The organism is Gilliamella sp. Lep-s35, from assembly GCF_009795845.1.
GTDB lineage: Bacteria > Pseudomonadota > Gammaproteobacteria > Enterobacterales > Orbaceae > Gilliamella.
The window spans coordinates 13,188-36,149 of the sequence record NZ_WTEX01000024.1 but is presented as its reverse complement, the minus strand read 5'-3'; the positions used below and the strand labels follow the sequence as shown (position 1 = coordinate 36,149).

The 22,962-nt window shown below is 35.5% G+C and carries 19 protein-coding genes and 2 pseudogenes; 16 read left to right on the top strand and 5 right to left on the bottom strand.

Annotated features, from left to right (window positions below):
* Positions 1 to 170: 170 nt before the first annotated feature.
* The 4 genes from GQ590_RS09995 to pncB form a co-directional block, all read right to left on the bottom strand.
* Positions 171 to 1,313, bottom strand: a complete 1,143-nt coding sequence (locus GQ590_RS09995; RefSeq protein ID WP_160408755.1) for a porin — start codon at positions 1,311 to 1,313, stop codon at positions 171 to 173.
* A gap of 303 nt (positions 1,314 to 1,616) precedes the next feature.
* The gene (locus GQ590_RS09990) at positions 1,617 to 2,765 is read right to left on the bottom strand and encodes a porin (protein WP_160408753.1); all 1,149 of its coding nucleotides are present in this window, start codon (positions 2,763 to 2,765) and stop codon (positions 1,617 to 1,619) included.
* 285 nt (positions 2,766 to 3,050) lie between these two features.
* Positions 3,051 to 4,454 carry an asparagine--tRNA ligase gene (asnS, locus tag GQ590_RS09985; RefSeq protein WP_160408751.1) on the bottom strand — a complete coding sequence of 468 codons (1,404 nt, stop codon included), beginning with the start codon at positions 4,452 to 4,454 and terminating at the stop codon, positions 3,051 to 3,053.
* A 153-nt stretch (positions 4,455 to 4,607) separates the two neighbouring features.
* A complete protein-coding gene (pncB, locus tag GQ590_RS09980; protein ID WP_160408749.1) occupies positions 4,608 to 5,801 on the bottom strand; it encodes a nicotinate phosphoribosyltransferase in 1,194 nt (397 codons plus the stop codon).
* A 155-nt stretch (positions 5,802 to 5,956) separates the two neighbouring features.
* On the opposite strand from pncB, the gene pepN reads away from it, so the two are divergent.
* Together pepN and GQ590_RS09970 are read left to right on the top strand one after the other, a co-directional pair.
* The gene (pepN, locus tag GQ590_RS09975) at positions 5,957 to 8,590 is read left to right on the top strand and encodes an aminopeptidase N (protein WP_160408747.1); all 2,634 of its coding nucleotides are present in this window, start codon (positions 5,957 to 5,959) and stop codon (positions 8,588 to 8,590) included.
* Positions 8,591 to 8,719: 129 nt separating this feature from the next.
* Positions 8,720 to 9,049 (top strand): rhodanese-like domain-containing protein, encoded by a 330-nt coding sequence (locus tag GQ590_RS09970; protein ID WP_160408745.1) that lies wholly within the window; start codon positions 8,720 to 8,722, stop codon positions 9,047 to 9,049.
* A gap of 49 nt (positions 9,050 to 9,098) precedes the next feature.
* Here the strand turns inward: GQ590_RS09970 and GQ590_RS09965 are convergent, their stop codons facing one another.
* On the bottom strand, positions 9,099 to 9,947 hold the full coding sequence (locus tag GQ590_RS09965) for a MetQ/NlpA family ABC transporter substrate-binding protein (RefSeq protein ID WP_141671398.1): 849 nt from the start codon (positions 9,945 to 9,947) through the stop codon (positions 9,099 to 9,101).
* 269 nt (positions 9,948 to 10,216) lie between these two features.
* On the opposite strand from GQ590_RS09965, the gene GQ590_RS09960 reads away from it, so the two are divergent.
* From GQ590_RS09960 to GQ590_RS12760, 14 genes and pseudogenes are all read left to right on the top strand, one after another.
* On the top strand, positions 10,217 to 11,275 hold the full coding sequence (locus GQ590_RS09960) for a methionine ABC transporter ATP-binding protein (protein WP_160408743.1): 1,059 nt from the start codon (positions 10,217 to 10,219) through the stop codon (positions 11,273 to 11,275).
* Positions 11,262 to 11,960 (top strand): methionine ABC transporter permease, encoded by a 699-nt coding sequence (locus GQ590_RS09955; RefSeq protein WP_160408741.1) that lies wholly within the window; start codon positions 11,262 to 11,264, stop codon positions 11,958 to 11,960. Before GQ590_RS09960 ends, GQ590_RS09955 begins: the two co-directional genes overlap by 14 nt.
* A gap of 200 nt (positions 11,961 to 12,160) precedes the next feature.
* Positions 12,161 to 12,976, top strand: a complete 816-nt coding sequence (gene mlaF / locus GQ590_RS09950) for a phospholipid ABC transporter ATP-binding protein MlaF (RefSeq protein WP_237397859.1) — start codon at positions 12,161 to 12,163, stop codon at positions 12,974 to 12,976.
* Positions 12,973 to 13,755 (top strand): lipid asymmetry maintenance ABC transporter permease subunit MlaE, encoded by a 783-nt coding sequence (gene mlaE / locus GQ590_RS09945; protein WP_160408757.1) that lies wholly within the window; start codon positions 12,973 to 12,975, stop codon positions 13,753 to 13,755. The genes mlaF and mlaE overlap by 4 nt, the downstream gene beginning before the upstream one ends.
* 10 nt (positions 13,756 to 13,765) lie before the next feature.
* A complete protein-coding gene (gene mlaD / locus GQ590_RS09940; RefSeq protein WP_160408739.1) occupies positions 13,766 to 14,323 on the top strand; it encodes an outer membrane lipid asymmetry maintenance protein MlaD in 558 nt (185 codons plus the stop codon).
* Positions 14,324 to 14,359: 36 nt separating this feature from the next.
* Entirely contained in the window at positions 14,360 to 15,004 is a 645-nt protein-coding gene (gene mlaC / locus GQ590_RS09935) for a phospholipid-binding protein MlaC (protein WP_160408737.1), read from the top strand.
* A gap of 5 nt (positions 15,005 to 15,009) precedes the next feature.
* Positions 15,010 to 15,282 carry an STAS domain-containing protein gene (locus GQ590_RS09930; RefSeq protein ID WP_160408734.1) on the top strand — a complete coding sequence of 91 codons (273 nt, stop codon included), beginning with the start codon at positions 15,010 to 15,012 and terminating at the stop codon, positions 15,280 to 15,282.
* Positions 15,283 to 15,372: 90 nt separating this feature from the next.
* Positions 15,373 to 15,630, top strand: coding sequence for a BolA family protein (locus GQ590_RS09925; protein ID WP_160408732.1), 258 nt, complete (start codon positions 15,373 to 15,375; stop codon positions 15,628 to 15,630).
* A 93-nt stretch (positions 15,631 to 15,723) separates the two neighbouring features.
* Positions 15,724 to 17,751 carry an oligopeptidase A gene (gene prlC / locus GQ590_RS09920; RefSeq protein ID WP_160408730.1) on the top strand — a complete coding sequence of 676 codons (2,028 nt, stop codon included), beginning with the start codon at positions 15,724 to 15,726 and terminating at the stop codon, positions 17,749 to 17,751.
* Positions 17,738 to 18,466: a class I SAM-dependent methyltransferase gene (locus tag GQ590_RS09915; RefSeq protein ID WP_160408728.1), complete on the top strand. Its 729-nt coding sequence runs from the start codon at positions 17,738 to 17,740 to the stop codon at positions 18,464 to 18,466. Before prlC ends, GQ590_RS09915 begins: the two co-directional genes overlap by 14 nt.
* A gap of 25 nt (positions 18,467 to 18,491) precedes the next feature.
* The gene (gene rsuA, locus GQ590_RS09910) at positions 18,492 to 19,181 is read left to right on the top strand and encodes a 16S rRNA pseudouridine(516) synthase RsuA (RefSeq protein WP_160408726.1); all 690 of its coding nucleotides are present in this window, start codon (positions 18,492 to 18,494) and stop codon (positions 19,179 to 19,181) included.
* Between the two features lie 84 nt (positions 19,182 to 19,265).
* The gene (locus GQ590_RS09905; protein ID WP_160408724.1) at positions 19,266 to 19,790 is read left to right on the top strand and encodes a gamma carbonic anhydrase family protein; all 525 of its coding nucleotides are present in this window, start codon (positions 19,266 to 19,268) and stop codon (positions 19,788 to 19,790) included.
* A 112-nt stretch (positions 19,791 to 19,902) separates the two neighbouring features.
* A pseudogene (locus GQ590_RS12765) lies at positions 19,903 to 20,439 on the top strand (DNA translocase FtsK 4TM domain-containing protein); the annotation flags it as partial.
* A gap of 954 nt (positions 20,440 to 21,393) precedes the next feature.
* Positions 21,394 to 22,935 (top strand): annotated as a pseudogene (locus GQ590_RS12760) (DNA translocase FtsK); the annotation flags it as partial.
* Positions 22,936 to 22,962: the final 27 nt, after the last annotated feature.

Here is a 22,962-nt window from a genome sequence, read left to right as displayed (position 1 = left end):
TTATTTTTTTCATAATTAAATCCCCTTTACTTTTATCATCGAGAATTTTCTACTTTTTGTTGTGCTATTTTGGGGGGGAGTTACAAGCGTAAACAACTCGGTGTTTTCCTACATATAAAAGATAATAAAAAAGGCACCGAAGTGCCTTTTAAAAATAAAAATACAATCAATTAGAATTGGTAAATTAAACCAAGTGCTACTGTGTCTTTTGTTGTGCCCTTGATTTGTGATTTAGTGAATGAAGTATCTTTATATAAAGCACGGCGTGCGCCGATGTCATCTTTATCTAGTAAATTAATTTTATAATCGATAATAGCTTGTAGATTTTTGTTAAAGTCATAAGTTAAACCAACATCAACATATTTAGCTAAATCATTACCTTTAAGCCCTGAATCACTTAAATAACTAGATGCATCCTTAACTTTATGTTGGATATAAGCAACTGATGGCGTTAAACGTCCTACTTCAAAGTCAATGCCATATTGCGCAACAAGTTCATAACCTTTGGTTTTTAAGTCATTGGCACTATGAGTTGTTGATGCATTATCCCAACCATATTTTTGCTTACCTTGAATATATAGTGCAGCTAAATAAAGGTTATCGTTATCATATTTAATACCAGCTGACCATGCTTTAGCGTCTTTATGACCACCAGTTTGAGCATAACCAGCACCAACCGATAAACCGGTATCAAGCACATCCCAATCAACAACTGAACCCCATGCTTCAGCACTATCGCGTTTATCATCATGTGTATTTTTATTGAAATGGCTAGTTGAGCTATTATCGCCATTATCGGCATATTGAACAGCAAAACGTAGACCATTTACTAAACCAAAGAAATCTGAATTACGATAAGTAGCCACGGCTTTTGTACGAGCTGTTAATGCATAAAGATCATTATTTGAAGCATCGCCACCAAATTCTGGTAAAACGTCAGTATAAGATGTTAATGTTTTTAACACACCGTCATTACGGCCATAATCAAATGAACCCAAATCACCAAAGTTCAAACCCGCAAATGCATAACGCACTTCATTATCGGCATTAGTACCTGTTTTAGCTTCGTATTCCCAACGACCGTAACCCGTTATGCCGTCAGTTACTTGAGTTTGACCTGACATACCTAAACGTGCTGTAGTGTTATCACCTTCACCAGTTTGATTATTACGATCAGTGATATAATTTAATGCATAAACTCGACCATAAAAGTCGACTTTATTACTATCTTTATTCCATACTTCGATAGAAGCGTTTGCAGCGCCTGCAATTAAAAGTGCAGGAATAGCGATTGTTAATAGATTACGTTTCATTTTTTACCCTCATAGGTGTTTTATTTTATTAAAGATGCAAATTACTTTGCTTTTGGTGTAATAACTAATAGCTAATAAATAACAATTATATTATTACTGTGACATCTATTTTTATTAGATAAAACAGATTTTATTGCACACATTGTCTATTTAACAATGATAATTAGATTAATTCTGCGAATTTACGAATATTTTAATATTTAATGCTAATTTTTTAATAACAAAATGTGCTTTTGGTTTGAAAAAAGTTTAGGAAATAAAAAAAGGCACCTAAGTGCCTTTTTATAAGATATTAAGAAACAATTAGAATTGGTAAATTAAACCAACACCTAACACGTCTTTAGTACCTGGTTTAGTACCTTCACCACGTGAATGTACAGTATTTTTCGCTGCGCCATAGTCTTTACGATCAAGAAGATTGAATTTATATTCAACAATTGTGCTGAAATTTTTGTTTAGATCGTAAGTTGCACCTAAAGATACATATTTAGCTACAGGTGAGCTGAATCCGCTATTGTGGTAACGAATATTATCTTCGACAAAATTCACCCCATCAGCTTTAACTTTATGTTGAACATAAGCTAAAGATGGAGTAATACGACCCACTTCTAAATCAATACCATATTGAGCGACTAATTCAAAACCTCTAACTTTACCATCAGCAGTTTTATAAGTACCTCTATGTGTCGGTCCATATGACAATACATCTTTAAATTTAGATTGGAAGTAGTTAGCTGCTAAATATAGATTATAATTATCGTATTTAAGACCACCAGCCCAAGTGCTTTGACGATTATCACTACCTGAAGTTTGAGCGTAACCTGCACCAGCAGTTAAACCAGTGTCAAAAATATTCCATTGAACATTTGCACCCCAAGCTTCACGAGATTCACCTCTGATAGCATCTTGTCTGAATCCATTTGAGTTATCGCCATTATCAGCATATTGTAATGCAAAACTTAAATCGTCAGTTAAGCCAAAGAAGTTGTTGTTACGATAAGTTGCAACAGCTTTAGTACGAGCTGAAAGAACGTTCCAATCGTTATTTGATGCATCACCACCAAATTGTGGTAAAACGTCAGTATAAGCAGTAATTGCTTTTAACACACCGTCATTGCGACCATAATCGAATGAACCTGCATCACCAAAGTTCAAACCAGCAAATGCATAACGTACTTCGTTATCAGAATTTTTACCCGCTTTCGCTTCATATTCCCAACGACCGTAACCAGTTACACTGTCAGTGATTTGAGTTTGACCTGACATACCTAAACGAGCTGAAGTATCATCACCTTCACCAGCTTGACCACGGTCAGTAATGTTGTTAGCTGCTTTTACTCGACCGTAAAAGTCAACTTTATTACCATCTTTGTTCCATACTTCAATAGATGCATTTGCACCAGCTGCAACTAAAAGTGCAGGGATAGCGATTGCTAATAGATTACGTTTCATTTTTTACCCTCATGGTTATTTTTTTAAAAAGACACAGCCCATAAGTTTAGTGTCAATTTTGTTTAAAAATTATTCATCCAAAAGATAATACATTTTGATTATCTTTATTCACTTTTTACAGTATCGTAAATTATGTATAAATTTTTTTTAAAATCAAGCGAACTTTTCATTAAATATGATGTCTAACCATAAATTCAAGCTTGTTTGAGTGTTTTTTATTCAATCATTGGTTGAAATTTGTTGTTTTTTAACTCAGACTAAATTTTGACTCCATTTCCAATTAACTTAAAAATTGGCATTACGTGGCGTTCTTGGGAACGGGATCACATCACGTACATTTTGCACACCTGTCACATAAACAATTAAACGTTCAAACCCAAGACCAAAACCAGAATGCGGCACAGTACCGTATCGACGTAAATCACGATACCACCAATAATCTTCTTTTTTGAGTCCTAATTCATCCATACGTTTATCTAATATCTCTAAACGTTCTTCACGCTGAGATCCACCAATGATTTCACCAATTCCTGGCGCTAATACATCCATTGCTGCTACTGTTTTACCGTCATCATTCATACGCATATAAAACGCTTTAATATCTTTCGGATAGTTTTTTACTACCACTGGTGCTTTAAAATATTGTTCAGCTAAATAACGTTCGTGTTCTGATGCTAAATCAATACCCCAACTGACTGGGTTTTCAAATTTAGCATCACAATTTTGTAATATAATGATAGCGTCAGTGTAATCCACTTGCGCAAAATCAGCTTTAATAAAGTTTTCAAGTCGATTAATGGCTTCTTTATCGACATGCTGAGCAAAAAATTGCATATCATCAGCTCGTTTTTCTAGCACTTCTTTAAACACATATTTAAGCATATCTTCAGCAAGCTTAGCATTATCATTTAGATCAGCAAACGCTACTTCAGGCTCCATCATCCAAAACTCAGCTAAATGACGAGTAGTATTTGAATTTTCAGCTCGAAAGGTAGGGCCAAAAGTATACACCTTAGAAAGCGCACAAGCATAAGTTTCAGCATTTAGTTGCCCAGAAACGGTTAAAAATGCTTCTTTGCCGAAAAAGTCCTTATCAAAATCAACTTTACCATTATCTGATTTAGGAAGATTTAATAGATCAAGCGTTGAAACGCGAAACATTTCGCCCGCGCCTTCAGTATCAGACGCGGTGATAATTGGGGTAGATAGCCAATAAAAGCCACGATCATTAAAAAACTGATGAATTGCTTGCGCAAGCGTATGACGTACACGCGTTATCGCACCAACAATATTGGTTCTTGCACGCAAGTGAGCCACTTCACGAAGATATTCAATAGAGTGACGTTTTGCTGCCATTGGATAAGTTTCAGGATCATCAACAAAACCATATACTTCAACTTGCGTTGCTTGCAGTTCATATTGTTGACCTTGACCTGGTGATTCAACCACTTTACCAGTGACTTTAACCGAACAACCTGCTGTTAAACGTAAAACATCTTGCTCATAATTAGGAAGATCTTTTTCAATAACGGCTTGGATAGGATCAAAACAAGAACCATCATAAACAGTCAAAAATGAAATGCCTGCTTTAGAATCGCGTCGAGTTCTTACCCAACCTTGAACAGAAATTGTGCTACCAACAGCAATTTTGCCTTGTAACACATCAACAATAGATGCAACTGAATTCATTTTAATTATCCATTTCTACATTAATTAATTTAAGTCATATTTAAGTAATACAAATATATTCTAACCTCTATTCCGTAACTAAATGGAATTGTTTAATAAGAAAATTTTTATTACTGATTTTTTATTTTGATATTAACAATAGGCTAATTATTATCAATATTTAACACTAAAAGTTCGTTTTAATTCATCAATAAAAGCTAAATCTTGAGATATGGTTTTACCTGGACTGTCTGATAATTTAGCAACAGATTGATTATTACACTCTGTTAATTTGATTACAATATTCAATGCTTTCGTGTTGGCTTCTTTAGACGGAATATCGCAAGCTAAAAAACCACCTACACCAAAAGATAATTTTACCCGATGATTAAAATGCTGATAAATATTAAGTGCCTTATCAAAATTTAAACTATCTGAAAATACTAATAATTTTGTTTGAGGGTCGATACCTAACTGCTGATAATGGGCAATTGCCTTTTCGCCCCATTGAATTGAGTCACCTGAATCATGACGCAATCCTTGATAATGCGAAGCAAAATGAAGATCAAAATCCCGTAAAAATGCATCCATCGTAATACAATCAGTTAAAGCAACGCCCAAATCATCGTGATATTCATCTAACCAAACCTGCAATGCATTTTTTTGGCAATCCTCTAAATTCGGACTTAAACGCTGATGTGCTTGAAACCATTCATGCGCTTGTGTTCCAACAGGCGTAAGTCCTAAACGATAAGCAAGCAAATAATTACTCGTACTATGAAAATTAGTAAAATGATTTTTCAAATAACCAACAACTGCCTCTTGTACCGCAAACGAATAACGCCTACGTGTACCAAAGTCCATTAAATTAAAGTTCGACATATCCATATCGGCTGTCTGTTCATTAAATAACGTTAATTTATCTTTTAGTCGAGCAAGTGCCTCGGGAACGCCAATATTTGGCGATCGATCTTTATGCACAATTTCGCTAATTACGGCAAGTAATGGCACTTCCCATAAAATAACATCTAACCACTTACCTTCAATACGAATAACTAGCAAGCCTTCTTGATTTTCAATTGTCAGTAACTCACTATTAAAACGCCAATTTTTTAGCCAATTCAAATAATCAGGTTTAAAAAAAGGCATACGAGACAAATACTCAAACTCATCATCTAAAAGTGATAGCGATTCCATTAATTTAACTTGATGAGTTATTTCATCAGCATATTTTCCTAACAAATCATCACTACGACAACGGAACTCAGCTGTTACTGTTGCATTTGGATAGTGATGAAAAACAGCTTGTTGCATATGCAGTTTATAAGCATCTGTGTCTAATAGTGATGTAATTATCGCTGGTAACATGTGGTTTTATTGTTAATACTCTAAATAAAATGTCAAAGATTATAGCAGAATAATAATGAAGATATAGATTAATTATATAATAAGATTATTTTTAATCAGTTATACTATTAACCAAATAAAACTTAAACAAAGTATAAATAAAAGGCTCAATAATAATGAACGCAACTACAACTCAATCTCAACCAAAGGCAAAATACCGTCTAGATTATCAAGCCCCCGATTTTACTATTACTGACATTGATCTTGATTTTGATTTAGCCCCTGAAATAACAACCGTTACAGCACGTAGTCATGTAATTCGAAAAAATAATAACGTTAATGATCTTATTTTAGATGGTGAAGATCTGAAATTGATTTCTGTTAATATTGACGAACAACCATGGCATGATTATCAAATCACAAAAACAGGATTGCTGATTCAAGGTGTTCCCGCAGAATTTACTTTAACAATTGTTAATGAAATCAAGCCCATTGATAATACCGCACTTGAAGGATTATATGTATCAGGCGAAGCGCTTTGTACACAATGTGAAGCCGAAGGATTTCGACATATCACTTATTACCTTGATAGACCCGATGTATTAGCTCGGTTTTCAACACGCATCACCGCCAATAAACAACACTACCCTTACCTACTTTCAAATGGAAATCGTGTAGCACAAGGTGAACTATCTGATGGGCGACACTGGGTACAATGGCAAGATCCATTTCCAAAACCTTCTTATTTATTTGCACTAGTTGCTGGTGATTTTGATATTTTAAAAGATCAGTTTATTACCCAATCAAAACGTAAAGTTGATTTAGAAATTTACGTTGATAAAGGTAATTTAGATCGTTCGCAGTGGGCTATGACAAGCTTAAAAAATGCCATGCGTTGGGACGAAACACGCTTTGGGCTTGAATACGACTTAGATATCTTTATGATTGTAGCGGTTGATTTTTTCAATATGGGAGCGATGGAAAACAAAGGATTAAATATCTTTAATTCAAAATATGTGCTTGCCAAACCACAGACAGCAACAGATGATGACTATCTAGGTATTGAAGGTGTAATTGGTCATGAATATTTTCACAACTGGACTGGTAATCGGGTAACCTGTCGCGACTGGTTCCAACTTAGTTTAAAAGAAGGATTAACTGTATTTCGAGATCAGGAATTTAGCGCTGATATGGGATCTCGTGCAGTAAAACGCATTGAGGATGTCAAACTTTTGCGCACCGTTCAATTTGCCGAAGATGCTAGCCCAATGTCTCACCCTATTCGGCCTGAACAAGTAATAGAAATGAATAACTTTTACACAGTCACCGTGTACGAAAAAGGCGCTGAAGTTATTCGAATGATGCATACTTTATTAGGAGAAGATAAATTCCAAGCAGGGATGAAACTTTATTTTAAACGCCATGATGGTAGTGCCGCAACTTGTGATGATTTTGTTGCAGCCATGCAAGATGCCTCAGGTATCGATTTAACTCAATTTAAATTATGGTATAGCCAATCAGGAACACCTGAATTAACCGTTACCGATAATTATAACGAGAAAAATCAACAATATACTTTAACAGTAGAACAATATACGCCAGCTACTCAAGATCAAGCACAAAAACAGGCTTTGCATATCCCACTTGATATCGAGTTATATCAACATAATGGTGAAATAATTCCACTGCAATACCAAGGCAAAACTGTTCATCATGTTTTAAATTTAACACAAAACAAACAACAATTTATCTTTGATAACGTAACTCAAAAACCGATTATTTCAGTATTACGTGATTTTTCAGCACCTGTTAAGTTAACTTATGATTATCAAGATAATGATCTTATTTTCTTAATGCAACACGCTACTAACGCATTTAGCCGTTACGATGCAGCTCAAATGTTATTAGCAAAATATGTTCGCTTGAATGTAAAAAATTATCAAGAAAATCAAAATTTAATATTGCCTGATTCAGTATTAGATGCATTTAGAGCCGTATTGTTATCAGAAAAAACTGACCCTTTCCTTATTGCACAAATCTTAACCTTGCCATCTGAAAACGAGTTGGCGAATTTATTTACTGTGGTTGATCCAATCGCAATTCATCAAGTGCGTCTATTTTTGTTAACTCATTTTGCAAACGAACTTTATGATGAATTATTAGCCGTTTATCACCACAATAAAACATCACAATATCAAATTAAACATAATGACATTGCTAAGCGGTCACTTAAAAACTGTTGTTTAACTTTATTAGCTCATGCCGATGATAATTCGCACGCCAATACATTGGTTAACCAACAATATTATCAAGCAAATAATATGACTGATTGTTTAGCCGCCTTGAGTGTAGCTGTAAAAGCTGAACTTGATTGTCGAACTGAGTTATTGGCTAACTTTGATGACAAATGGCATCAAGATGGACTTGTTATGGACAAATGGTTAGCACTAAACGCAACAAGCCCAGAAAAGAATGTTCTTGCTACCGTGAAGAAATTATTAACTCACCGCTCATTTACACTCAGTAACCCAAATCGGATTCGTGCATTAATTGGAGCATTTGTAAATAATAACCCTGTGGCATTTCACGCTGAAGATGGCAGTGGTTATCAATTTTTAGTTGAAATTCTCACTGAGTTAAACCAAAAAAATCCGCAAGTTGCAGCAAGGCTTATCGATCCTCTAATTCGATTAAAACGTTATGACAAAAAGCGTCAACAGCAGATGCAAAAAGCACTTGAGGCATTGCTAAAAATTGAAAATTTATCTAAAGATTTATTTGAGAAAATTAACAAGGCACTAGAAGCCTAAGTAGGAAATAGCATTCTGCAATATCGTTGTAGGATGCTATTAATAAACTTAAAATTGAAGTTGAAATTTTATACTAAAACGTATAGTTTCCTGAAACTTTTTTACAAGCACTTTAATAAGTTTTAAATAATGACAATAAAAGAAATCACTCCCACAGAACTTGCACAAAAATTAAATCAGCAAGATAATCTATTTCTACTCGATGTACGAGAACCCAATGAAATAGCCATTTGCAGTATTGGCAACGCAACTCATATTCCAATGAATATGATCCCTTTATATCTAGATAAAATCCCAGATGAAATCGATATTGTTATTTATTGTCATCACGGCAGACGTAGCCTAACTGTTGCTCATTATTTAGCAGAAAACGGTTTTGATCCTAACTTTCTCTATAATCTTACAGGAGGGATTGATGCTTGGGCGCTAACAATTGATAAACAGATGGCACGACACTAAAATGCCCGTTATCAAACGGGCTTTTCTTCATTACTTTACCTTGCTATGCTTATTCTTGAGGCATCACCCAATAACCATTTTGGTTATGCGTTTTCATATAATCTTTAAATTGTTGAGATTGATAAATACGCTTCACATCTTGAGCCCATCGACTATTTTCGTTTCCTTCATTCACTACAACCATAATTTCCAAATCAGGAATGATGGTTTCAGAAAGTAATGCTTTGTTCGAGTCAATATTAGCAGAATAAACAATGCTACCTGGAATTACCGCAAAATCTAATTCATTAAGCACTCTAGGAATATTGGCCGAATCCATTTCAATAATTTCAATACCTGCAATATTTTGAGCAATATCATTTTTACTAACAATAATAGGATTTGTATTATTTTTTAATTTTATCCAACCAGCTTTTTCTAGTAGATTATATGAACGAGCTGCATTAGAAGCATCTTGTGGAATAGCAACTTTTGCTCCTGAAAAAACTTGCGTTAGTGAGGTGAACTTATTTGAAAATATTGCCGCAGGTACCGATGGTACATGCACAACCGATTTTAAATTTGCTTTACGCTGGGCATTAAACACATTCATATAAGCTGTGTGCTGTGCAACGGTTAAATCAATACTACCTTCACTTAAAGCTACGTCTGATTCAAGTAAATGCGGAAAATTCACTAATTTAACCTTATAACCCTCTGATTCAAGTATGGGTTTAACAGCATCATTAAAAAGATCGTTATATGGACCTGGTGATACGCCCATGCTAATTTCTTTTTTTGTCTGATTATCGACTGGTTTAGACGAATTATCACAACCAATAGTCAAAAACACTGAACTAGCAACTAAAACGACTGATATGTATTTAAATATTTTTTGTTTGATAAACGCATTTTTCATTTCAGCTATCCTCTATAAGCTATAAGCATTAAATACACTCTAACACAGAAAAAAGCATTCATTTATTCCAAGTAATTCTATCTTATAACTATATGGAATAAGATATAAAAAACGATTATTAGAGCAACAATTTAACCTGTGATACCGTTAGATATATCAATTATTGTCAATCGTTGAATATGCCATATAAATACCTGCAATAAATGATTCAGCCAAATTGCCTAAGCAAGTACTTATTCAACTAGAACAAAATAAATAGGTGATGAACAATGATTAAATTTGAACATGTCTCAAAACAATATGAAAGAAATGGCGTCACAACACAAGCTTTAAACGATATTAATTTAACCATCAGTAAAGGTGATATTTACGGCATTATTGGTTACAGCGGCGCAGGTAAAAGTACCTTAGTGCGCTTAATTAACTTTCTTGAAAAACCAACACAAGGCAATGTCATTATTCAAAATAAACTATTAAATCAATTATCTAGTAATGAATTACGTCAAACCCGTCAAAAAATTGGTATGATTTTTCAGCATTTTAATTTGCTTGAATCAAAAACCGTATTTGAAAATATTGCTATTCCTTTAATTTTAATCAAAAAAGATAAACATTCGATTAAACAAAAAGTCTATGAACTTTTGGAATTTGTTGGATTAAGTGATAAAGCTAACAGCTATCCCAAAGAGCTTTCTGGTGGGCAAAAACAGCGCATTGGTATCGCCCGAGCATTAGCCAACGATCCTGATATTTTACTATGTGATGAAGCAACTTCAGCACTTGATCCACAAACCACTCAAGCTATTTTAGATTTAATCAAAAAAATCAATGAAGAATATAAAATAACAGTCGTGTTAATCACTCACGAAATGCATGTAATTGAACAAATTTGCCATAAAGTTGCAGTAATGGAAAAAGGCAAGATTATAGAACAAGGTAACGTACTTGACGTATTTGGACAACCAAAACACCAAACTACTCAAAATTTTGTTAGCTCAGTGATCAACGATCAAATTCCAAATGGTGTTGTGGAAAATTTGTTAGAAATAGAAGGTAAAAAAGACAATATCAAATTATTTAAGCTCGAATTCTTAGGACGATCTGCGTCAGAACCCGTGATGAATTCACTTATACTGCAACAAAAAGTTATCGTCAATATTTTGTTTGCCCATATGTCAGAAATCGAAAAAACGGTTTTAGGTAGTATGTTTGTTCAACTAAAAGGTAATGATAGTAATATCAAAGAATCAGTATATTACTTACGTGAGCGCGGTGTGCAAGTCACTGAAATTAAACATTGGGAGATGAGTAAAAATGGAAATATTTAATACTATAATTGACTATTTGGCCTCTTGCTTTGCAACATCAGTAACCACTGAACAATTTGTTCAAGCATCCTATGACACCCTAATTATGGTAGTTTTCTCCTTAATTTTAGGTTCATTAATCGGAATTCCACTCGGTATTTGCTTAGTTACAACAAGACCTTATGGACTATTAGAAAATCGTCGAGTGTTTCGTATTATCAACCCGATTATTAATATAGTTCGCTCATTGCCTTTTATTATTTTATTAGTTGCTATCCAACCTTTAACAAAGGTCATTGTAAATAGCTCTATTGGCACTATAGCAGCGATTGTTCCGTTAACATTTTATGTTGCTCCTTACATTGCTAGGTTAGTTGAAAATTCATTACTTGACGTGAATAGTGGTATTATTGAAGCGGCTCAATCAATGGGAGCGACGCCAATACAAATTATTTGGTATTTTATGTTACCAGAGGCATTTAGCTCTTTAATTTTAACGCTTACAACTGCTACTATAGGTTTAATTGGTGCTACAGCGATGGCTGGTGCTATTGGTGCTGGCGGTATTGGTGATTTAGCTGTGTCATACGGTTATCAACGTTTTGATAATACTGTTACTTATATCTGCGTGGTGATATTAGTTATCGCTATACAATTTATTCAGAGTTTAGGAAACCACCTAGCACGAAAAGCAAGACATGAATAATACACAATATAATAACTTAAGGTGATAACACTAAAAAATACAAAAAGGATTTTACTTTACCTTTATTTATCTTGAGTAAAATGAGCCATTAATTGATAATTAGCATCATTATGATAAACAATAACTTTAATACATTTCCTTTATTCTCAATTATCAAGTAAAATAACCTAAAATTTAGATCAGTAGTGTAGGAAATCACTTTGACAAACGCATTGCAGCAAAATTTGGTTGAAATTCACGACATGTCTTTTTATCGTGGAACGCGGCCTATTTATAAAAATATGAGTTTGAACGTTCCTAAAGGCAAAGTCACCGCTATTATGGGGCCATCAGGAATTGGTAAAACAACGCTACTAAGGCTCATTGGTGGTCAATTAAAACCGCAGTCAGGAAAAATTTTATTCGATGGCGAAGATGTGCCAAGCATGTCTCGCTCAAGGTTATATGAAGTTCGTAAACGCATGAGCATGCTATTTCAATCGGGGGCTTTATTTACCGATCTAACTGTGTTTGATAATGTTGCTTACCCACTACGTGAGCACTTCAAATTACCTGAACCTATATTGCATAATTTAGTCTTAATGAAATTACAAGCTGTTGGCTTACGAGGTGCCGCTCAAATGATGCCATCAGAGCTTTCAGGTGGTATGGCAAGACGTGCTGCTTTAGCTCGAGCTATTGCACTTGATCCCGATCTAATTATGTTTGATGAACCTTTTGCTGGGCAAGATCCTATATCTATGGGTGTTATTGTTAAACTGATATCTGAAATAAACCAATCATTAGGATTAACCTGTATCGTTGTTAGCCATGACGTGACCGAAGTGCTCAGTATTGCAGATTATGCTTATATTGTAGCCGAACAACATATTATTGCAGGTGGTACATCACAGCAATTACGTGATAATGATGATTTACGAGTAAAACAATTCCTTGACGGGTTGGCTGATGGTCCAGTACCTTTTCATTATCCTGCTGAAGATTACAAATTAGACCTAAGCAGAGGTACAAAATAATGTTAAATATACTGGCAAAATTAGGACAATGGTTTATTGATGTCATTGCAATGATTGGTCGTTCTGGTGTGATGCTCTTTAGGGCATTAATTGGTAAGCCACAATTTAATAAACAATTCCCATTACTCATTAAGCAATTTTATTTTGTTGGAGTACAATCACTCACTATTATTATTGTATCAGGTCTTTTTATTGGCATGGTTTTGGCCTTGCAAGGTTACTTTATTCTAACCACCTTTGGTGCCGAAGCAAGTTTAGGGATGATGGTTGCCCTTGCGTTACTTCGTGAGCTAGGCCCTGTTGTTGCAGGCCTACTATTTGCTGGTCGTGCTGGCTCAGCCTTAACCGCTGAAATCGGTCTAATGAAAGCTACTGAACAATTATCAAGTTTAGAAATGATGGCAATTGATCCGTTAAGACGCATCATTGCGCCACGTTTTTGGGCTGGATTTTTTTGCATGCCATTTTTAACAGCTATTTTTGTTGCAGTTGGTATTTTAGGTGGTATGTTGGTTGGTGTTGATTGGAAAGGTATTGATTCAGGATTCTTTTGGTCATCGATTCAAAGCAATGTCGATTGGTGGCATGACTTAGGAAACTGTTTTGTTAAAAGCTTTGCATTTGCCATTGCCAGCACTTGGATTGCACTGTTTAACGGTTATGATTGCGTACCAACATCAGAAGGAATTAGTCGGGCAACAACAAATACCGTTGTTTATTCATCATTAGTTATTTTGGGGTTAGATTTTATTTTAACCGCATTAATGTTTAGTCATTGAGGTCATAGACATGAATCGTAAAGTTGAAATTACCGTTGGATTATTTATGGTGCTGGTTATTTGCTCGGTGCTATTTTTGTGTTTTAGAGTCACCGATCCAACATCATTTGCTAGCCATAGCACTTATCGTGTCTATGCTGTGTTTGATAATATCGGAGGATTAAAAGCTCGCTCACCTATCAAAATTGGTGGCGTTGTAATTGGTCGAGTAAGCAGCATAACGTTAAAATCATCAGACCTTGATGTATATAAACCCTATGTAACCATAGATATTGATGCACAATACAATCAAATTCCAGTTTCAAGTTCGCTTTCAATTAAAACATCAGGTTTATTAGGTGAACAATTTATTGATATTAACTTTGGACTTGATAAAAATACTGAATTAGAACTTGATTCATTGGATAGCGAAGGTACAAGCAACAATTTGCCAACAAATAATCATGAACCAGCTTATTTTCACGATGGTTTTGTAATATACAACACTAAACCAGCAATGGTTATTGAAGACTTAATTGGTCAATTCCTTTATAGTACTGGAGGTTCGACCAATAAAGACAAAAAATAAGATACGCAAGATACAAATGAAAAGTAAGGAGTTACTATGTTAACCAAATTTAAACATGCTATTTTTTTAATATTCGCATTAATATTTAGTGCTAATGTATTTGCTGAAAACGATCCTTATAAAGAAATGCAAGTTTCTGCTGATAAGCTTTTTAGCACTATGAATGCACAATCTGCGGCACTAAAATCAAACCCTAACAAACTTAAAGAGATTGTAAGAAAAGATTTATTACCTTATGTGCAAGTAAAATATGCTGGTGCATTAATTTTAGGTAATTACTATAAAAGCGCTACAGAAGCACAACGTAAAGCTTACTTTACTGCTTTTGAAAACTACCTAGTACAAGCATTTGCTCAAGCGTTATCTATGTATAATGGTCAAACTTATCAAGTTGAGTCGCCTAAAGATTTAACTGGTAAAAATTTGATTTCTATTCGAGTTTTATTAAACCAACCTAATAAAAACCAACAACCATTGCGTATTGATTTCCAGTGGCGTAAAAATTCAGTAACTGGCGAATGGAAAGCTTATGATTTAATTGCTGAGGGCGTTAGCATGATAACAACCAAACAAAATGAATGGTCAACAATTTTACGTCAAGATGGTATTGATGCATTAACCAAACAATTAAATGAACTTTCAAATCACAATATAGACCCAAACGCTAAACCTAAAGGCTAGTGATAATGTCGCGAATAAAAACAGAAAAACAACAAGAAATATTGTCTTTACAGGGTGAACTTGATGTTCACTCTTTAAATGATTTATGGTCAATACAAAACACCATTTTAAACGGTGTAAAATACATTGATGTAGCACAACTGACTCGGGTTGATTCTTCAGGGCTCGCGACTTTAATTTATTTTTACAATAAATATCATGTCAAACTAAAAGGTATCAATCCTCAGTTACAAACATTAATTACTTTGTACGATCTGCAACCCGTGTTAAAAAATTGAAAATATTGTATTTTATACTGAAACGTATAGCTTTCCTGAAAGTTTTTGACAAAAAAAGTCCTACATTTATATTAATGATGAGTATTACTAATGAATAAACAAGAAATTATAGACAAATTAAATAGTTCACTTAAACTTGATGATGTACATGTCCTAACCGATGATGGAAGCCATTTCCAAGTTATTGCTGTAGGAGAATTATTTGCTGATTTAACTCGAGTAAAAAAACAACAAGCTATCTATGCTCCTTTGGCTGAATTTATCAGCGATAACCGTATCCATGCGCTTTCTATAAAAACGTATACACCTACTGAATGGCAACGCGAACGTAAATTGATGGGATTATAAATATTCCCTAAAATAACCATCCCTTGAATTAACAGCATTTGCCACCATATTATGTATAATCAACAAACTCCATTTGTATAAAGGTATTGCAACATGACCAATCCATTATTAACAAAAGCCCCATTACCCCTTTTTTCACAAATTAAGCCCGAGCATGTTTTACCTGCTATACAAGAAACCTTAAAAAACTGCAAAAATACCATTGAAACAGTATTAAAACAAAATAGCCAATATACTTGGGATAACTTAATTCAACCAATTGATGAAGCAGACGAAAAATTTGGACGAGCTTGGTCACCTATTAGCCATCTTAACTCAGTTAAAAATAGCCCTGAATTACGAGAGGCTTATGAAGCTTGTCTGCCACTACTATCTGAGTACAGCACATGGGTTGGACAACATAAACCTTTATATCAAGCTTACAAACAAATCAAAGAAGGGCAGCACTATGCCACGTTAAGCAAAGCACAAAAAAGAGTTATTGACAATGCATTGCGTGATTTTGAATTATCTGGAATTGGATTGCCTGATGATAAACAAAAACGCTACGGTGAGATTGTTGCAAAACTATCAGAATTATCATCACAATATAGCAACAACGTATTAGATGCCACCATGGGATGGTCAAAATTAATTACCAATATTGAAGAATTATCAGGCATGCCTGAGAGTGCGCTTGCAGCAGCAAAAGAACAAGCAAAAATGAAAGACAAAGAGGGTTGGTTGCTTACTTTAGATATACCAAGTTACCTGCCAGTTATGACCTATTGTGATAACCGTGATTTGCGTTTTGAACTTTATCAAGCTTATAACACTCGAGCATCGGATCAAGGTCCAAATGCGGGTAAATGGGACAACACCGAAATCATCAAACAAATTTTAACATTACGCAATGAACTAGCCCAATTACTTGGATTCAATACCTATGCCGATAAATCCCTAGCCACAAAAATGGCCAAATCAACTACTCAAGTTATCGAATTTTTAACTGATTTAGCCAACAAAGCCAAACCACAAGGTGAAAAAGAACTAGCAGAACTTAAACGTTATGCCTATGAATTTTTTGGTGCAAGCGATATCAAACCATGGGATATTGCTTATTATAGTGAAAAACAAAAACAATACTTATACACCATCAACGATGAAGAATTACGTCCTTACTTCCCCCAACAGCGAGTAATTAATGGTCTATTTGAAGTAGTACACCGCATTTTTGGTATTACAGCCAAAGAACGACAAGGCGTTGAAGTTTGGGATCCTGAAGTCAAATTCTACGATCTATATACAGCTAATGGTGAATTAAAAGGTAGCTTTTATCTAGATTTATATGCACGAGAACATAAACGCGGTGGTGCATGGATGGATGACTGCATTGGTCGTATGCGTTTTGCTGATGGTCATGTACAAAATCCCGTTGCTTATTTAACCTGTAATTTTAATCGCCCTGTTGGCGACAAACCTGCCTTATTTACTCATGACGAAGTAACAACCTTATTTCATGAATTTGGTCATGGTTTACACCACATGTTAACCGAAATTGATGTTTCATCTGTGGCAGGAATTAATGGTGTTCCTTGGGATGCGGTTGAGTTACCTAGTCAATTTTTAGAAAACTGGTGTTGGCAACCTGAAGCGCTTGCTTTTATTTCAGGACATTACCAAACTGGTGAACCGCTCCCTTCGGAAATATTAGAAAAAATGCTAGATGCTAAAAACTATCAAGCAGCGCTATTTATTTTACGCCAATTAGAATTTGGGATTTTTGACTTTAAATTACATACCCAACAAAATCCCGATATTTTAAACACATTAGCTGAGGTCAGAAAACAAGTTGCCGTTGTGCCAACTGTTGAATGGGGACGATTCCCTCATGCCTTTAGTCATATTTTTGCGGGTGGTTATGCGGCAGGTTATTACAGTTATTTATGGGCTGAGGTATTATCTGCTGATGCATTTTCTCGCTTTGAAGAAGAAGGCATTTTTAATGTCAAAACAGGCAATGCGTTTCTTGATAACATCTTATCACAAGGTGGCAGCGACGAACCAATGACATTATTTAAAAACTTCCGAGGTCGTGAACCACAACTAGAGGCATTACTTCATCATTATGGTATCCGCTAGTTCTAACTTAGCTCAGCTAACACAGTTAGCTGAGCTATGGTTATCCACAAATAAGGATCTTCCCTTTACATTAACACAACAAGAAAACCATCTTGCATTACAAAAAACCGATGAACCTAAATTAGGGGCAATAATAGTGGATTTTTTATCGGGTGCAATGGCGCATCGTCGCCAATTTGGTGGTGGACGTGGCGAAGCGATTGCAAAAGCAGTTGGAATAAAAGGTAAGTATTTACCCACTGTTGTTGATGCAACAGCAGGACTTGGCCGAGATGCCTTTGTACTTGCCTCACTTGGGTGTTATGTAACAATGTTTGAAAGACACCCAGTAGTTGCGGCGTTATTAGCCGATGGCTTACAACGCGGTTATCAAGACCCTAAAATTGGTGACTGGCTACAACAACGCTTACAATTGAACTATAGTTCAAGCCAAATAGGCTTAAATTCACAACTTGAAAAGCCAGATGTAGTTTACCTTGACCCAATGTTTCCACATCGTCAAAAAAGTGCACTTGTCAAAAAAGAGATGCGCATTTTTCAACTATTAGTTGGTAGTGACAACGATGCTAACAGCTTATTAGAACCCGCAAGGCAACTTGCTAAAAAACGTGTAGTTGTAAAAAGGCCCGATTATGCTCATTTTTTAGCCGACCAAAAACCAACGGCAGAAATTAAAACTAAAAATCACCGTTTTGACATTTACACGCCTCTTTAATTCATAAGGATAAATGATTTAGATTATGCGATTAGACAAATTTCTTGCTCATCATTTAGGCATAAGTAGAACAATTATTAACAAAGAACTCAAAGCTAAAAAAGTCACCGTTGATGGTGAAATAGTAAAATCAGGCGCTTACCAGCTATTACCGGAACACGTGGTTGAGTATGATGGTTATGAAATCATACCCGTAACCAATAATCGTTACTTTATGCTTAATAAACCGCAAGGCTATGTCTGCTCGACTGATGATCCTGACCACCCAACTATACTTTATTTTATTGATGAACCAATGCCTGAAAAATTGCATGCAGCAGGTAGGCTTGATCTTGATACGACTGGACTTGTTTTACTAACTGATGACGGTCAATGGTCACACCGAATCACATCACCCAAACATCATTGCGAAAAAGTCTATATTGTCACAGTTGAACAACCATTACAAACTGAACTCATTGATATCTTTAAAAACGGCATTCAATTAAAAAGTGAAAAATCACTTACTAAACCTGCTAAATTAAATATTATTGATAAATATCATGCCGAACTAACCATTAGCGAAGGGCGTTATCATCAAGTCAAACGCATGTTTGCAGCAGTCAATAACCATGTTGTTGCGTTGCATCGTAAACAAATAGGCAAGGTAATTGTTGATATTCCAGAAGGCGAATACCGCCCTCTTACGCAAGATGAAATTGATTCATTTAGCTAATATAAATAATGGCTAGCTATGAGTTTAGATAACCTTATTACATTAGCATTATTTTAAGTATAAAAAATCCGAAAGAGGTCAAGCATGATTTATCAACTAGATAACTTACGCCCCAAAATCGACGCAGACTGTTTTATTGCAAAATCGGCCGATATTATTGGCGATGTCACCTTAGCCAAAGGTGTCTCTATCTGGTTTAATGCTGTTTTGCGTGGTGATATTGCACCTATTTACATTGGTAAAAATAGTAACGTACAAGATAACTGCACAATTCATCTTGAAACCAACATACCTTGCATTGTTGGTGAAAACGTCACTATCGGTCACAACGTCATTCTTCATAGCTGCACAATTGAAGATAATGTACTAATTGGCATGGGCAGTACAATTCTCAATAACGCCAAAATTGCTAAAAACTGCTTAGTGGGGGCTAACTCACTTGTTACTCATTCTATCCCTTATGAAGAAGGCTGTCTAATTATGGGCTCTCCTGCCAAAATCGTCCGTAAACTTACCGAAGAAGAAATCAGTGACAATATAAAAAATGCACAACATTACGTACAAAATGGAAAACGATTTAATCAAAACCTAACACCTGTTAATCCATAACAATACTATTGATAACAATAAATAACGTTTTATCTTTTATTCACTCTTTGAGAGAGTACAATTTATGATAAAATGCTCACAATTTTAGTAGCGACAATGTTTAGGTGCATGTTTGAAAAGGCCAAAAATCACAAGAAAACAGATTACGACTCAATTTATTTTACTGGCAATAATTGGATTAGCTGTTTGTTTATTTTTATCACAGTTCACTTACGATCCATCTGATCCAGGCTGGTCTCGTACAGCGTGGCATGATCCTATTAGTAATTTTGGCGGTTATATTGGTGCTTATATCACTGATGTATTTTTTCAATTTTTAGGCTTTATTGCTTATAGCATACCTTTCATTATTATTTTTATTTGCTTACAACTCAGCATTTATTTTTATAAACATGCAGATGACCCTATTAACTACTTTAGCTTATCATTTCGTATTATTGGAATTTTAGCATTTATATTTAGTGCTACTGGTTTTTTTGCGCTAAATATTGGCGATGCCGAACAATTTGAAGCGGGGGGATATCTTGGTGCGATAGTGATTGAAAGTCTTTTACCCATCATAGATCGCTTTGCTTTATCCTTAATTCTTCTTGGAACTTGCTTAGCCTGTGTCACATTATTAACGGGATTATCATGGCTGAATCTAATTGAAAAATTGGGCGCTTTTGTCATGTTACTGCTCTTACCAATTAGATGGCTAATAAACCCAAGAAAAACCAATAAAATAGAACCAACAGATACAATATCAGAAAAACCAATTGTATCAACCAATGAGGAAGCAAAAGAACCGCAATTTACTATTCCTTTCAATCAAAAAGAGGATAATTGCAATATAACTCAATCATCATCTATGACTAATAACGAAGCATCTCAAACAGAGTCTTCGGATAACTGTGTACCAACACAAGATGAAACAATAACAATAAAAATAACAGACGAACAACTCAATCGCCATCAAGATGCACAATTACAAACTTTAACCACATCGGCCCAAACGGTTGATACATCACCTAAAGCAGATAGCCAATTAAAAAAAGAGCTCGACCCTGACGAGATCTTATCTCGCCTTGAGTCAATTATTCAAAACATGAATAGCAATAAAGCAACACCAGAGCAAGAACAGGCGCTATCTTCATCGGTGGAACAAATAAAACATGTCATACAAACACAAAAATCAGAACAAAAATTAACACTTGAAGAGCCAGAAAAGTACACAATTTCAGATGCTCCAAGTAAACCCTTATTTACTTCAGTGCATAACGGACCTGAAATTAAATTTACTAATGAACAAACACCATTTGAACCGAGCTTCGACGTTTCCGCAATTGAAATAACGGAAACTAAACAACCATTTATACAAGAACCAGAAATTACAACAAATACAGAAAGCACTGCAAATATAGAGCCTATAACAGATAGCAAAACGGAAATAGATGTAGAACAACTAGAATACGTTGATACCGAAGCGCTCAAAAAAGAAAATCCTCTTATCGACGACATCTATCCAGAAGAAGCGAGAATTGAAAACACCCAAACAAGTGAGCAATTTGAGCAAGTTGCAGAAATTGAACAATTTCAACACAACTACATTGAAGAAGATGACAAAAACAGCTTAATACATCCATTATTAAGACGTAATGATAAACCGCTACCTAAGCCGACTACGCCATTACCGTCACTAAACTTATTAACCGCACCACCAACAGCTCGCATCGAAGTCGATCATGGTGCCTTAAACGCAATGTCTGAACTTATTGAAAAAAGCTTATCTGACTACCGCGTTAAAGCAAAAGTGGTTGACTACATGCCAGGTCCTGTTATAACCCGTTTTGAGATTGAACTTGCTCCCGGAATTAAAGCTGCACGAATTTCCACACTTGACCGAGATTTAGCACGCTCACTCTCCATGCCTTCAGTGCGCGTGGTTGAAGTGATTCCGGGCAAACCTTATGTTGGTATTGAATTACCTAATAAAAATCGCCAAACGGTCTATTTTAGAGAAGTCTTAGACAGCCCACAATTTAAAGATGCACAATCCCCTCTCACAGTGGTATTAGGTAAAGATATTTCAGGGCAATCAGTGGTTGCTGATCTGGCAAAAATGCCACATTTACTGGTTGCAGGTACTACAGGATCGGGAAAATCTGTTGGCGTTAATGCGATGATTTTAAGCATCTTATATAAATCGCAACCAGAAGATGTCAGGTTTATAATGATCGACCCCAAAATGCTTGAGCTTTCTATTTATGAAGGCATCCCTCACTTACTAACTCAAGTAGTAACCGACATGAAAGATGCTGCTAATGCGCTCAACTGGTGTGTTAACGAAATGGAACGACGCTATCGCTTAATGTCAGCATTGGGCGTGCGCAATATTGCTGGTTATAACGAAAAAATAAAATTAGCTGAACAAATGGGCAGACCAATTCCCGATCCACTTTGGAAACCAACCGACAGCATGGATCTTAACATGCCAACGCTTGAAAAGTTACCGTACATTGTCGTTATGGTTGATGAATTTGCCGACCTTATTATGGCTGTTGGTAAAAAAGTCGAAGAACTAATTGCACGGCTTGCACAAAAAGCACGAGCGGCAGGCATACACCTTGTATTAGCGACACAACGCCCATCGGTCGATGTCATTACAGGATTAATCAAAGCCAATATTCCAACACGAATTGCCTTTACCGTATCAAGCAAAATTGACTCACGCACTATTTTAGATCAAATGGGCGCAGAATCACTACTTGGCATGGGGGATATGCTGTATTTAGCCCCGAATAGCTCTATACCAATTCGTGTTCACGGCGCTTTTGTCCGTGATGAAGAAGTGCACGCCGTTGTGCAAGATTGGAAAGCGCGTGGCACGCCAAAATATATTGAAAATGTCACTGTCGCGAGCGATGACAGCGAAAACAGCAACGCCGATATGTTAGGCGAAGAGCTTGACCCACTATTTGATCAAGTTGTCGCATTTGTTGTCGAAACCCGACGAGCTTCCATTTCTAGCGTGCAACGAAAATTTAGAATCGGCTATAACCGCGCTGCCAGAATTGTAGAACAAATGGAAGCTGAAGGCATCATTAGTGCCCCTAGCCACAACGGCAATCGGGAAGTACTTGCTGTATCAACTAGTGATTATTAGTCCTTATAATAAACCAAGCCATTTAAA

Excerpts from the sequence above, each read along its gene's own strand:
- GQ590_RS09990 (WP_160408753.1), bottom strand. The coding sequence starts at position 2,765 with ATGAAACGTAATCTATTAGCAATCGCTATCCCTGCACTTTTAGTTGCA.
- GQ590_RS09905 (WP_160408724.1), top strand. The coding sequence starts at position 19,266 with ATGATTTATCAACTAGATAACTTACGCCCCAAAATCGACGCAGACTGT.
- GQ590_RS09955 (WP_160408741.1), top strand. The coding sequence starts at position 11,262 with ATGGAAATATTTAATACTATAATTGACTATTTGGCCTCTTGCTTTGCA.
- GQ590_RS09965 (WP_141671398.1), bottom strand. The coding sequence starts at position 9,947 with ATGAAAAATGCGTTTATCAAACAAAAAATATTTAAATACATATCAGTC.
- asnS (WP_160408751.1), bottom strand. The coding sequence starts at position 4,454 with ATGAATTCAGTTGCATCTATTGTTGATGTGTTACAAGGCAAAATTGCT.
- pepN (WP_160408747.1), top strand. The coding sequence starts at position 5,957 with ATGAACGCAACTACAACTCAATCTCAACCAAAGGCAAAATACCGTCTA.
- GQ590_RS09930 (WP_160408734.1), top strand. The coding sequence starts at position 15,010 with ATGTCGCGAATAAAAACAGAAAAACAACAAGAAATATTGTCTTTACAG.
- pncB (WP_160408749.1), bottom strand. The coding sequence starts at position 5,801 with ATGTTACCAGCGATAATTACATCACTATTAGACACAGATGCTTATAAA.
- rsuA (WP_160408726.1), top strand. The coding sequence starts at position 18,492 with ATGCGATTAGACAAATTTCTTGCTCATCATTTAGGCATAAGTAGAACA.
- prlC (WP_160408730.1), top strand. The coding sequence starts at position 15,724 with ATGACCAATCCATTATTAACAAAAGCCCCATTACCCCTTTTTTCACAA.
- mlaD (WP_160408739.1), top strand. The coding sequence starts at position 13,766 with ATGAATCGTAAAGTTGAAATTACCGTTGGATTATTTATGGTGCTGGTT.
- GQ590_RS09995 (WP_160408755.1), bottom strand. The coding sequence starts at position 1,313 with ATGAAACGTAATCTATTAACAATCGCTATTCCTGCACTTTTAATTGCA.
- GQ590_RS09915 (WP_160408728.1), top strand. The coding sequence starts at position 17,738 with ATGGTATCCGCTAGTTCTAACTTAGCTCAGCTAACACAGTTAGCTGAG.
- mlaC (WP_160408737.1), top strand. The coding sequence starts at position 14,360 with ATGTTAACCAAATTTAAACATGCTATTTTTTTAATATTCGCATTAATA.
- GQ590_RS09960 (WP_160408743.1), top strand. The coding sequence starts at position 10,217 with ATGATTAAATTTGAACATGTCTCAAAACAATATGAAAGAAATGGCGTC.
- GQ590_RS09970 (WP_160408745.1), top strand. The coding sequence starts at position 8,720 with ATGACAATAAAAGAAATCACTCCCACAGAACTTGCACAAAAATTAAAT.
- GQ590_RS09925 (WP_160408732.1), top strand. The coding sequence starts at position 15,373 with ATGAATAAACAAGAAATTATAGACAAATTAAATAGTTCACTTAAACTT.